Genomic DNA, 12,383 nt, shown 5'->3' with positions numbered 1-12,383 from the left:
ATGGTTACAGCGCCGCCGCCTGCGCGGCATAGAAAAACGCATCAAAGTTGCGCAGCACCGGGCGCTCCGGCAGCGGCAGGACGCGGTTGCAGATGAAGGGTACCTCCTGTTCGGTCAGCCCGCCATGGCTGCGCAGCGGTTCATTGAGCGCGGCCAGATCGTGACGGTGCTCGGACGTGCCGATGCAGATGTTTTCGCCGGACACCAGAATGATGTCGCCGATCCGGTCGGCCGGCAGCTCGAACCGGGCCACCGCCTCTTCACGGGTCAGCACATCGGTGATCGCGTCATAACCCGCAAGCCGCTGCATGATCTCTGCCCGGTCCGCACCCTCGGGCAAGTAGCAGGTGGCAAAGGAGCCCAGCGCGCCGTGGTGCACCACATAGGGGTCGGTGATCGGCAGGATCACCCGCGCCTGGCCCTCGCCCAGCCAGTCGTCCATCAGGTCCTGCACATAGATCACGCTGGGGGAGCCATCGGCGTGGTGCTTAGGCTTCATGCCGTGGTCGGCGGTCACCACGATGGCAGCGCCCAGTGCATCCAGTTCGGTCAGATACTTGTCGAACATCGCATAGAAGGCCTTGGCCTCTGCCTGATCGGGGCTGTACTTGTGCTGCACATAATCGGTGGTGGTCAGGTACATCACATCCGGCGCCCATTCCTTCAGCAGCTTCACACCGGCGGCAAAGACAAACTCGCTCAGCTCTGCCGAGTAGACCTCCGGCTGCGCCATGCCCAGCCACTCGGATGCCTTCTCCTGACCATGCTCAGCCGCGGTGGAGCTGTCGGATTTCTCGGCCGAGAAGCATTTAGCTCGGTCGTCGCCAAACTCCAGACCTGCGCCCAGCAGCGCCCGCAGTTTGTCCTTGGCGGTAACAACAGCCACCCGCGCGCCCGCATCATAGAACGCCTTGAACACCGTGGGCGCCCGCAGGAAGCGCACGTCGTTCATCATTACTTCTTCGCCGGTGTCCGGGTCGATCAGGTAGTTGCCGCAGATCCCGTGCACCACCGGCGGACGGCCTGTCGCAATCGACAGGTTGTTGGGGTTGGTGAACGAGGGCACCACCGAATGCGCCAGCCGGTCGGTGCCTTCTGCGCGCATCCGCTTGAGCGTGGGCATCAGACCGTCGGCAATCGCCTTGTCCAGATACTCCGGCTCGCAGCCGTCCAGGCAGATGGCAATCGCGCAGGTCTTGGGCACATCATAGGCGCGGCCGTTTGCCACGACGGGGGATTGAATGGTCATATGTTGAAGTCCTTTGTGTCTCAGGCAGCCAGTTTGGCGCGTTCTTCCAGCGCCGCGGCGGGCGGGGCCGCGCTGGCGACGCCCATTTCGGCAAGTGTTTCCTTGGCGGCAGACACGACCTGCCGCATGACATGTTCATCCATCTGCCCGATGCAGCCGACGCGGAAACTGTCCACAACCGTCAGTTTGCCCGGATAGATGATAAAGCCCTTTTCCTTCATCAGGTCGTAGAAGCGATCGAAGACGAAATTCGCATCCGCAGGGCAAAAGAATGTGACGATGATGGGGGACAGCCAGCGGTTCTGCAGCAGCGTCTCGAACCCCAGATCACGCATGCCTGCAACCATCACGTCGCGGTTGCGGGTGTACCGGCCGCCGCGCCCCTCGACGCCGCCTTCGGCCTCATGCGCCTTGAGCGCCTCAAGGAAGGCCGCCACCACATGGGTTGGCGGGGTGAACCGCCACTGGCCGGTCTTTTCCATATGCGCCCATTGCGCATGCACATCCAGCGACAGCGAATGGCTATTGCCCTTGGCGGCCTCCAGCTCTTCCTTGCGGGCGATGACAAAGCCGAAGCCCGGCACGCCCTCAATGCATTTGTTGGCCGAGGACACCATCGCCTCGTAGCGAATCTGCGAAGGCTGCAGTTCAATGGCGCCAAAGGCCGACATAGAGTCGATCAGCAGCTTGCGGCCCGCAGAATAGACGGCCTCGGAAATCTCCTCAACCGGGTTCAGGATGCCCGAGGAGGTTTCGCAGTGGATTGCCACCACATGGCTGATCGACGGATCGTTCGCCAGAATGGCGGCAACCTCATCCCCGCGCGGCGGCAGGTAGTCGCCCTTGTCCAGCAGCTGATAGTCGCGGCCCAGGTATTGCAGCGTCTGCGCCGAGCGCAACCCGTAGGCGCCATTGGCCAGCACCAGCGCCTTACCGTCCCGCGGCACAAAGGACGCCAGCATCGCCTCAACCGCAAAGCTGCCGGAGCCCTGCATCGGCACGCAGTCGAATGCGCCGGCGCCCTCACCCAATAACGCCAGCAGGCGGCTGCGCATGTCGCGGGTCATGGCGCGGAAGTCATCGTCCCAGCTGCCCCAGTCGCGAAGCATGGCTTGTTTCACCTCATAGGATGTGGTCAGCGGCCCGGGTGTCAGAAGGTAAGGCTCACCCAGAAAAGGCGGGTCTATCTGCGGTGCGGAAGCGGTCATTGCCTGTCTCCAAAGCATGGTTCGAGAGCATGATTGCGTCAGCACAGTTCATATGTAAAATTGCAAAAAACAATTCAATGATAGGCCTGGCCTATACAAGTTCACAGGGTCAAAATATGCGTCATTCTCAGCTCAAAGCCTTTCACCACGTGGCCCTTCTGGGCGGCTTTTCCCGCGCCGCCGAGGCTCTGCACCTGACCCAGCCCGCGGTTTCGGAACAGGTGCGAAAACTGGAGCAGGACCACGATGTGTTGCTGTTCCGGCGCGAGAAGAAACGGGTGTTCCTGACAGCCGCAGGAGAAGAACTGCTTCACATGACCAAGCAGTACTTCGAGGTGGAAAGCCGGATCGCGGACTACCTGTCGGCAACCCGCGCCGCTGTTGAGGGGGAGTTGCGCATTATCGCCGACTCCGCCCAGCACATGACCGGCTTCCTGGGACCGTTCCAGAAACGCTACCCGAAAGTGGTTATTTCGCTGCGTGCCGGGAACACAGGCGAAATCATTGATGAGCTGCGCGACTACAACGCCGAAATCGGGGTGGCAGGCAGCCTGTCCCCCGGCAAGGATATGAGTGTGCTGAACCTCGGTGCCACCGGCATCGTTGCCTTCGCCGCGCGCGGCCTGCTGATGGCCACTCAGACAGACCTGTCGTTCCAGGAACTGGTGCAGCTGCCGCTGGTGTTCCGCGAGGAAGGCTCAAAGACCCGCGAGAAAGTAGAGACCGCCGCACGGGAACAGGGCATCCGGTTGAAGCCCGCGATTGTCGCCGAAGGGCGCGAAGCCGTGCGCGAGCTTGTTGCCTCCGGCGCGGGTATCGGTTTTGTCTCCGAGGCGGAGTTCGGTCACGACGACCGGCTGGTCAAATACAGCCTGCGCGATGCCGACCTCACGATGAGCGAAAGCATAATCTATCTCACCCAGCGCCGTGACGTCCGCGTGATCCGGGCCTTCATGGACTTTGCCAAAGGCATTCAGGCAAAATAACGTGCTGCGGGGAAGTTGCGTAAGAAGATTAGCCACCGCCGGTTTGGACCCAAGTATGGCAGGGGCAGGAACAAGCACTGGTTAAACTTTTCCATTCAGCTGGTTCATTGTTTTTCAATGCTTGCTTTCCAGAATAGACATTCGGTTCTAGTCTGCAGGAAGCCGCAAGGATTTCCCGGAACTTCAATTCAGGCGCTCAATGACCAAGCAGCGTGTTACGCGTAAATACCTTCGTCTGCGCAGCGGTATCGCCTTGGCAATCCTGCTGGCGGCCGCTGTGGCCGCTTTCTGCGTCACCCTTTCCGGTCAAAGGAGCGTGGTCCGGCGGGCGGAGAACACCAGGGTCCTCGACCAGCTTCTTGTTTCCCTCTCCGAATTGTCGCTGGCCTTCGACGAACTGAAGAATGACCCGGGCAGCCAGAAGGCGCTGATTGCGCGCGGGCGCATCCGGCGGAGCGCAAGGCCCGCAGCGGACTCGTTTGCCGGCCTCACCGGTGAAGACGCGCTTTCAGCGTTCTCGCTGCAGGCGCAGGAAATCCTGTCCCAGCCGGCGCTGAACCCGATCTCCGAACTGGAGGACATCCTGCTGCTGGCAGGGCTGCTCAAGGATCCCGCCGCCAACCGGGAAGCGGCCGCGGAAATCAAAGCTGCGACGCTGGCCTCGGATTTGTCCAGGCGGCTGCTGACCATTCTCATGAAAGTGAAGGAAGCCGAAGCCCAGACCAGCCGTATTGCCGCGCAGACTCAGCTGCTCTATGCGCTGGCGGCCGTGATAATCGGCGCTATCGGTGTATTTGTTGCAGCCCGTTTCGTGCATCTGCCGATGGAGCGCTTCATCATCAGCGCGCAGTCGGAAATCGAGGCCAGCCGCCGCAAGGCAGAAGCCGCCTCTGAGGCAAAGTCCGTTTTTCTGGCAACGATGAGCCACGAAATCCGCACGCCGCTGAACGGCGTGCTCGGCTTGGCGGAGCTGCTGAACGACACAGACCTGGATGACCAGCAGCGGCATATGATCCGCATGATGATCGTGAGCGGCAATTCCCTGCTGAGCATCATCAACGATGTCCTGGACCTGTCCAAAGCCGAAGCCGGCAAGCTGGAAATGGAGGCCGAAGCCTTTAACGTCCGCGCGACCTGCCTGGAGGTGATTGACCTGTTTTCCGCACGGGCGCAGAGCGCAAAGATCGGCCTGCAGTTCGAAGCGGCTGCAGAGGTCAGCAATTGGCATGTGCAGGGATACGGCACCGCGATCCGCCAGATCGTTGTCAACCTTATCAGCAACGCGTTGAAATTCACCGAAAACGGAACGGTAGAAGTAAAGCTGCAGGAGTTGCTGCCAGCCCCCGGCGGGGACCGGATGATCCGCATTACCGTGCGCGACACCGGCATCGGGATACCGCCGGAAGCCCAGGAACGGATTTTTGAGCAATTCGCCCAGGCTGATGCAACAACAACCACGCGGTTTGGCGGCACCGGCCTTGGTCTCGCCATCGTCAAGAACCTTACCCAGGCGATTGGCGGCACAATCGCACTCCAAAGCGCCGAAGGCCAGGGCGCTGAATTCACGGTGGATTTTCCTGCCGGAAACGTGCCGCCGCCAGCTGCGGTTTCCCGGCCCGGACCTGTCAATGCCACTTTCAGCAAGAAGGTGCTGGTTGCTGATGACAACCGGGTCAACCAGATGGTCGCCGGCAAGATGCTGGAGCGGCTGGGATGCACCGTCATAACAGCAGGAAACGGGTTCGAGGCAGTGGAGCTGACACTGAGCTGGGCGCCCGACCTGGTGCTGATGGATGTCCGGATGCCGGAAATGGACGGGCTCGAAGCCACCCGGGCGATCCGGGCTGCAGAACAGGAGAAGGGATTGGCGCCGGTCCCGGTCATCGGCCTGTCCGCCAATGCGATGAGCGAGCAGCGTCAAGAAGGCCTGTCCGCAGGAATGAATGATTATCTCGCGAAACCCGTCAACAAGGCAGCAATCGCCGCTGCCCTGACCCGCCTTTGGCCGGACGAGGCCGCCGCAAGCAGCAAGGGAAGCTCGAAATGCGCCTGAAACCGTTGATTGCCGCTGCCATCACATCTGCCTCCCTGCTGTCCCTGCCAGCCGCAGCGGATCCCGGCCAGGTTTGGCTCTACAACTGGAGCGGCTACATGGATCCGGACACCCTTGCCGGGTTCCAGGACGCCACCGGCACTGCGGTCGTGCTGGACACCTATGGCGATGCCGATGAGGCCGAAGCACGGCTGCTTGCCCGCGGCACCGGCTATGATCTGGCGATTGTGGCCTCTGAAACGGTCGGCCGCCTGGCAGAGGCCGGGGCAATCAGGGAATTCAGCCTGCCGGATATTCCAAACGCGGCAGCGCTCGACACAGAACTGATGCAGATCCTGCTGGCCTCCCTCCCCCAGGCAGAAGGCTACGCTTTGCCCTATCTCTGGGGGACAACCGGCCTCGCCTATGACCGCGCCGCGGTGCAGGAGCGCCTGCCTGACGCGCCGCTCGACAGCTGGGCGCTGGTATTCGACCCGGAAAATGCCAGCAAGCTTGCGGATTGCGGCATATCCATCGTCAACTCGGTGGAGGAGGTTCTGGCCGCTGCACTGGCCTATCTCGGTCTGGACCCACAGTCCCAATCAGAACAGGACATTGAGGCCGCCTTCGGCCTGCTGTCCGCCATCGCGCCTTATGTCCGGTCGTTTGACTCCTACCAGTATGATGCGCTGATGGACGGCGAAGTGTGCCTTGCCATCGCCTGGAGCACAGCGGGCCTGGCGCCAAAGATGGAAAATGAAAACAGCAGCTATCAGTATGTCATTCCCAGGGAAGGCTCCAACTTGTGGGCCGATCTCTTTGTTGTTCCAAGCGATGCCGGCGACCCGGAGAGTGCACACCGGCTGGTGAACCATGTTTTGCAGCCTTCGGAGATGGCGCGCGCAACAGTCTTCAACAACGCCACAAACAGCCTGCCCGCCGCACGCCAAGAGATCCGCGACCCTGGATATGCAATCCCTGCACTGACCCTGCCACCAGAGATCCGGGAGAAACTATTTGTTGTGAAACCCCGGAATGGTGAGGAAAAGCGGATGCTCGACCGCCGCTGGAGGCTGCTGCAGATCGGGCTTTAGCGGCATCGCCGTTCCAAACAGCGTTCTTGACCGAGCCGGAAAGCTGAGCAGCAGGCAAAGGAGGCCGAGCGGGACAGCTTCACGCCCTCCCCTCTCCTATCTGATGAGGGCAAATTTGCACGCGTTGACAAGGCTATGGAACGGCTGCCCGGCCAGTTCACGGCATAGGAGTACGTCACTGCGGCCCCAAGCCCATGGCTGGCGGGTTGATGAAGGACCTCAATCAGGAAAGTGTTCCCCGCAAGCCCATCCTTGTCGAGGCGTTTCAATTCAGTGAAGCTCACACGGACATTGAGCTTCGATTGCAGACAGGCTTGTTACTAAACACCGCGCTGTGATTGCGAGAATGTGAAAATCTATAGCGTGCTTCATAGCCGGTACCGGCAGCCGAATCCGTTTTGCCTGATCCGTCCGCAGATTTCCTGCTCTTTGTGACCTTGTTCACAGGCAAGCCGCGGCAACCGGACTATGCCGCACCGGTCCCGGCATCTTGTGTTGCATCGATGTCTGTGCCGCCTGAAACTGCTGCGCAACGCGAACAGCAAAGAAACTGCCCCAAAAGGAGTCATAAGCATGCGCCTGCCTAATTCACTCGCATTTGCTGCAGCCCTTGCTGCGGGGCTTGCGGCCTTACCCGCTGCTACCTTTGCCCAAGGAGGGCTGAAACCAGTCAAGCTGCTGCAGACCTCTGCGGAAGCCCTGTTTCTGGAACGGCAGTTCTTTGGCCAGGTGGCGGCCAAGCAGACGGTGGACCTTGCATTTCAGGTTTCGGGGCAAATCTTGAAATTTCCGGTCACCGAAGGCAGTGCGGTGGCGAAAGGCGGGCTGATTGCCGAGCTCGATTTGGAACCGTTCGCGCTGCAGCTGGAGCAGGCGCAGCTGCGCAAGGAACAGGCTGACCGCACTGTGGCACGCCTTAAAAACCTGACTGGCACCGTCAGCCAGGTCTCGATTGACGACGCTGAGACTGAGGCGGGGCTGGCACGCGTGGCGCTGCGCGATGCAGAGTATGAATTCGAGCACGCCACCCTGAGCGCGCCCTTTGATGCTCTGGTGTCCAGCCGCGAGGTCGAGCAATTCACCACCGTCAGTTCAGGAACCCCCATCGTGCGGCTGCACGACATGTCTGAACTGTACATCAAGGTTGATGTACCGGAAATCCTGTTCCAAAGGGCCGAGGAAAGCGACGTGCTGACGATCTCCGCAAACTTCCCCGGCCAGGATACCGAGTATCCGCTGGAGATCCTGGAATATGACGCAGAGGCCAGCAGCGTCGGCCAGACCTACCAGGTCACATTCCGCCTGCCCCCGCCCGAAGACCGCCAGATCCTGCCGGGCGCATCTGCAACTGTGAAAGTGCGGGTCAACACCGGCGATGCAGGCATCAGAGTGCCCGCAACGGCCCTGGTAACCGCAACCGACGGCAGCACCGGCGTGATGGTCTTTTCCCCTGCAGGTGCTGAGGAAGGCACCGTTGCATGGACCAAAGTGAAGGTCGAAGCCACCCAGAATGGTGATTTCCGCGTGGCGGACGGCCTTGCCGGAGACGAAGAGGTGGTGCTGACCGGGGGCGGTGCGCTGAAGGATGGCCAGCAGGTCAGACGCTTTACCGGTTTCGGGAACTGAGGGCAGGCAGATGGACATTGCACGCGGGTCGATCAACCGGCCGCTCTATACCTGGATCATCATGCTGGCGGCCCTGCTTGGCGGCATCTGGGGATTTCTGAATCTGGGACGCCTCGAAGACCCTGCCTTCACCATCAAATCCGCAGTCATCGCCACGCAGTACCCCGGCGCCAACAGCGAGCAGGTCGCGCGTGAAGTTTCCGAGCCGTTGGAATCCGCGATCCAGAAAATGGGCGAGGTCAAGCTGATCACGTCCGTGAACCAGCCCGGCTTCTCGCTGATCGAAGTGGAGATGCAGGATACTTACGACGGCACCGAACTGCCTGCCATCTGGACCAAGCTGCGAGCCGAAGTCCGCGATGCTGCCCGCGCTTTGCCGGAGGGTGTCAGCCAGCCGGTTGTGAACGACGGCTTTGGTGATGTGTTCGGCCTGTTCTATGCGGTAACGGCAGAAGGCTACACGGACGCCGAAAAGCATGATCTGGCAACCTACTTGCGGCGCGAGCTGCTGACGGTGGACGGGGTGGCCGATGTTGAAATCGCCGGGCTGCCGCAGGAGGCGATCTTTGTCGAACCCACGCTGGCGGTCTCGGTCAATCAGAATGTTCCGATTGACGCGATCAGCAACGCGCTTGCCACGTCCAACTCGGTCCGCTCTGCAGGCAGTCTGGACGCCGGGCCTGCCGAAACCCTGATGCGTGCGCCGGAAGGCTCGGACTCGGTCTCCGAAATTCAGGGTCTTGCGATCGGCTGGCAGGGCGACGTGGTCAATGTGATCGACATGGCCGACGTGCATCGCGGCCGCATCGACAACCCGGACCTGATCATCCGCTTTGACGGGGTTGAAGCCTTCACCCTCGGGATTGCCGGCCTTGCCACCGAAAACATCGTTGAAGTGGGCAAGAACGTTGACGCCAAGCTCGCCGCACTGGACAGCCAAATCCCCTTTGGTGTCGATCTGAAACCGATCTACCAGCAGCATGTGGTGGTCGAGCAGGCCTCCAACGACTTTCTGGTGAACCTCGCCATGTCGGTGTCCATCGTGGTCGTGGTGCTGGCCCTGTTCATGGGCTGGCGGGCCGCGGTGGTGGTGGGCACCACCCTGCTGCTGACCGTAGTGGGCACGCTGTTCTTCATGAACATGTTCTCTATCGAGATGGAGCGGATTTCGCTTGGTGCGCTGATCATCGCCATGGGGATGCTGGTCGACAACGCCATTGTCGTGGCGGAGGGGATGCAAATCTCCATGCTGCGCGGCAAGACCTCCCGCGAAGCGGCGCACGATGCGGCCTCGAAAACCCAGATCCCGCTGCTTGGCGCCACGGTGATCGGCATCATGGCCTTTGCCGGTATCGGTCTCAGCCCGGATGCAACCGGCGAGTTCCTGTTCTCGCTGTTTGCGGTGATTGCCATTTCGCTGCTGCTCAGCTGGTTCCTGGCTCTGACGGCCACCCCGCTGCTGGGCCACTACTTCTTCAAGCAGGGCAAGGAGGGGGACAGTGATGCCTATGATGGTGTTCTGTTCCGCACCTACGGCGCGATCCTGCACGCGTCGCTCAAGCTGCGCTGGGTGGTTGTCGCGGGGCTGACCGCCGTCACCGTGGTCTGCTTTATCGGCTTCGGACAGGTGCGGCAGCAGTTCTTCCCGGACTCCAACACCCCGTTGTTCTTTGTCCATTACAAGCTGCCGCAGGGCACGTCGATACAGACCACATCCGAACATCTGCAGGTGTTCGAGGACTGGCTGGGCGCCCGCGATGATGTGGTTTCGGTGGCCTCCTTCACGGGTCAGGGGGCAACCCGTTTCATGCTGACCTATTCTGCCGAAAAGCCGAACCCCAGCTACGGCCACCTGATCATCCGTACCGCCAACCTGGATGCCATCCCGCCGCTGCAGGCGGAGCTGGAGGCGTTTGGCCAATCCCGCTTCCCTGAGGGCGAGTTCCGCACCAAACGGCTGGTGTTCGGCCCGGGCGGCGGCGATCCGGTCCAGGTGCGCTTCTCCGGTCCCGACCCGCGCGTTCTGCGCAGCCTGGGCGAAGAGGCCATCCGGCGGCTGGAAGCGGCCTCGCCCGATATCCTGCTCCCGCGCCATAACTGGCGCGAGCAAGAGCCGGTGCTGAAACCCGTCTATGCCACTGACCGGGCTCAGACCGCTGGCGTCACCCGGGAAAACATCGCCGACGCGCTGCAATTCTCCACTGATGGTGTGCAGATGGGCGTCTTCCGGGAACGCGACCGGCTGATCCCCATCGTGGTGCGCCGCGCACCGGACGACTCCTACAATATCTATGACCAGGTGGTGTTTTCGTCCTCAGCCGGGAAATTCCTGCCGCTGGAGCAGATGATCGACGGTATTGATGTCGAGGTGGAAAACACCCTGGTACACCGCCGGGACCGGCTGCCAACGCTGACTGTCGGTGCCGACATCCCGCCGGACATGACCGCCGCCACCGTATTCGCAGAGGTGCAGGAAGCCATCGAGGCGATGGACATTCCACCCGGTTACATCATGGAATGGGGCGGCGAGCATGAAAGCTCAGGCGACGCCAACGAAAGCCTTGGCAAGCAGCTGCCCGTGACCCTTCTGATCATGGTGCTGATTTCGGTCCTGCTGTTCAACGCGATCCGCCAGCCGGTGATTATCTGGCTCCTGGTGCCGATGTCCGTGAATGGGGTGGTGATCGGGCTTCTTGGCACTGGCTTTCCTTTCACCTTTACCGCGCTTCTGGGGCTGCTCAGCCTGTCCGGCATGCTGATCAAAAACGGCATCGTGCTGGTCGAGGAGATCGACCTAGTACGCGAGACCGGCAAACCCCTGCGCGAAGCCATCGTAGAAGCGTCGGTCTCGCGTTTGCGCCCGGTGATGCTGGCAGCGGTGACCACCATTCTCGGCATGGCTCCGCTGCTGACCGACGCCTTCTTCGTGTCGATGGCCATCACCATCATGGGCGGGCTGGCCTTTGCCACTGTGCTGACGCTGGTGGCCGCGCCGGTTTTCTACCTGATCTTCTTCCGCGGCGTGGAAAAACGCGAGATGGCTGGCGCTTGATCCCCCCTGCATCCCGAAAATCAAAGCCCCGGCGCAATGCGCCGGGGCTTTTGCGGTCAGAGCCAGCTCTGCGCCCGCCCTGCTTTGCCCTCCGAAAGACAGGAGGTCTTCCAAAGAGTAGATCGGCGAAAGCTTCGCCCCTGACGGAACAGGAGGCGCGAACAGGGATGCTGGAGACACGAAAAAGGAAAGGGTCTGCCATTTGGGGAACTTGGTTGATTGATTATAAGCCGAAATATTTTCAGCCGGCGCAGCAAAGTTACCTTTTGCGACTCATAGGTTTTCCACCGGCGGAAGCAGGCATTCGTTCCGCGCGTGGCGAAATCAGACTTCGAGCCCAGTTTGACCGATGCTGCGCGTTGCAGAAAGGTCTGCTATCCAGCTTCTGAGGATATCGCGTGAGGCAAGTAGCCGCGATCCAATCCTGTCTAACCCTGAAAATACTGTTCGGGATGCCACTGAGGCAGACGGCGGGCTTCGTGCAAAACCATCTGCGGCTGGCCGGTCTGGGCTGGGCCGTGCCGGACTTCAGTACACTGTGGCGCCGCCACGAAAGCTGAACGTGGCTGTCCCGTTCCGTGGCGGCGCGGGTCCGCTGAATCTGCTGATCCCCTCTCGGGACATCTCTGCGTGATACACTGCCGGGCAGCAGGTGGCCCCAAGCGGCGCATTTGGCGCAAGAAACACATCCCCTGCCCGGCAGGCGAAGAGATTGGTTCCGAGACCGCCGACGGGGCCTATGATGCCACGAGACGATTGCCGCCCGTGGTTCCGCCGCTGTTATCCTGCCCCGCAAAAATGCCACTCCCAGGAAGCCAACGAGCCCAGGCGCGGAGGCACGAAACGAAGTTCTGCGCGCATCAAAGTATCCCGGCCGCGCAATCTGGCGGGGCATTGTTGCAGAAAGGCGTCTTGAGGCGTGACTTCCCCTTTCCCCTTCAGGTTCAGGCCACGCGGACGATCTCGGCGGTGCCGAGGGCATTGAAGCGGTTGATGAGTGCGACGCGGATGTGGATTTCAGCGGTTTGGCTATCTGGGTCTCTCGCGGCGATGCGCTCGCCGAAGGCCTTGAGGCAGCGCATCCTGGCTTCTGCGCGGCTGCGGGTGTGGTATCCCGTCCATCGTTTCCAGAACGC

At 61.3% G+C, this 12,383-nt stretch carries 7 protein-coding genes and 2 pseudogenes; 6 read left to right on the top strand and 3 right to left on the bottom strand.

Annotated elements, in window-relative coordinates; all coding sequences use genetic code 11:
• Positions 1-4 precede the first annotated feature (4 nt).
• Entirely contained in the window at positions 5-1,249 is a 1,245-nt protein-coding gene (gene phnA / locus A9D60_RS21950) for a phosphonoacetate hydrolase (protein WP_065269569.1), read from the bottom strand.
• A 20-nt stretch (positions 1,250-1,269) separates the two neighbouring features.
• Positions 1,270-2,457, bottom strand: coding sequence for a 2-aminoethylphosphonate--pyruvate transaminase (locus A9D60_RS21945; protein WP_065269568.1), 1,188 nt, complete (start codon positions 2,455-2,457; stop codon positions 1,270-1,272).
• A 116-nt stretch (positions 2,458-2,573) separates the two neighbouring features.
• On the opposite strand from A9D60_RS21945, the gene A9D60_RS21940 reads away from it, so the two are divergent.
• From A9D60_RS21940 to A9D60_RS27120, 6 genes and pseudogenes are all read left to right on the top strand, one after another.
• The gene (locus A9D60_RS21940) at positions 2,574-3,443 is read left to right on the top strand and encodes a LysR substrate-binding domain-containing protein (protein ID WP_065269567.1); all 870 of its coding nucleotides are present in this window, start codon (positions 2,574-2,576) and stop codon (positions 3,441-3,443) included.
• 199 nt (positions 3,444-3,642) lie between these two features.
• Positions 3,643-5,496, top strand: coding sequence for an ATP-binding protein (locus A9D60_RS21935; protein ID WP_065269566.1), 1,854 nt, complete (start codon positions 3,643-3,645; stop codon positions 5,494-5,496).
• Complete coding sequence (locus A9D60_RS21930; protein WP_065269565.1) at positions 5,487-6,569, top strand: extracellular solute-binding protein; 1,083 nt, start codon at positions 5,487-5,489, stop codon at positions 6,567-6,569. Before A9D60_RS21935 ends, A9D60_RS21930 begins: the two co-directional genes overlap by 10 nt.
• Positions 6,570-7,142: 573 nt before the next feature.
• The gene (locus tag A9D60_RS21925; protein ID WP_065269564.1) at positions 7,143-8,195 is read left to right on the top strand and encodes an efflux RND transporter periplasmic adaptor subunit; all 1,053 of its coding nucleotides are present in this window, start codon (positions 7,143-7,145) and stop codon (positions 8,193-8,195) included.
• A gap of 10 nt (positions 8,196-8,205) precedes the next feature.
• On the top strand, positions 8,206-11,247 hold the full coding sequence (locus A9D60_RS21920) for an efflux RND transporter permease subunit (RefSeq protein ID WP_065269563.1): 3,042 nt from the start codon (positions 8,206-8,208) through the stop codon (positions 11,245-11,247).
• Between the two features lie 410 nt (positions 11,248-11,657).
• A pseudogene (locus tag A9D60_RS27120) lies at positions 11,658-12,137 on the top strand (transposase); the annotation flags it as partial.
• Between the two features lie 54 nt (positions 12,138-12,191).
• On the opposite strand, the pseudogene A9D60_RS21915 reads toward A9D60_RS27120, so the two are convergent.
• Positions 12,192-12,383: pseudogene (locus A9D60_RS21915) on the bottom strand (IS5/IS1182 family transposase); the annotation flags it as partial.

The sequence above is a fragment of the Leisingera sp. JC1 genome, assembly GCF_001679925.1.
Taxonomy (GTDB): Bacteria; Pseudomonadota; Alphaproteobacteria; order Rhodobacterales; family Rhodobacteraceae; genus Leisingera.
This window is presented reverse-complemented; position numbering and strand designations above follow the sequence as displayed.

What these genes read in the sequence shown, in the direction of transcription:
- A9D60_RS21920 (WP_065269563.1), top strand. Translation starts at nt 8,206, where the DNA reads ATGGACATTGCACGCGGGTCGATCAACCGGCCGCTCTATACCTGGATC.
- A9D60_RS21935 (WP_065269566.1), top strand. Translation starts at nt 3,643, where the DNA reads ATGACCAAGCAGCGTGTTACGCGTAAATACCTTCGTCTGCGCAGCGGT.
- A9D60_RS21940 (WP_065269567.1), top strand. Translation starts at nt 2,574, where the DNA reads ATGCGTCATTCTCAGCTCAAAGCCTTTCACCACGTGGCCCTTCTGGGC.
- A9D60_RS21925 (WP_065269564.1), top strand. Translation starts at nt 7,143, where the DNA reads ATGCGCCTGCCTAATTCACTCGCATTTGCTGCAGCCCTTGCTGCGGGG.
- A9D60_RS21945 (WP_065269568.1), bottom strand. Translation starts at nt 2,457, where the DNA reads ATGACCGCTTCCGCACCGCAGATAGACCCGCCTTTTCTGGGTGAGCCT.
- A9D60_RS21930 (WP_065269565.1), top strand. Translation starts at nt 5,487, where the DNA reads ATGCGCCTGAAACCGTTGATTGCCGCTGCCATCACATCTGCCTCCCTG.
- phnA (WP_065269569.1), bottom strand. Translation starts at nt 1,249, where the DNA reads ATGACCATTCAATCCCCCGTCGTGGCAAACGGCCGCGCCTATGATGTG.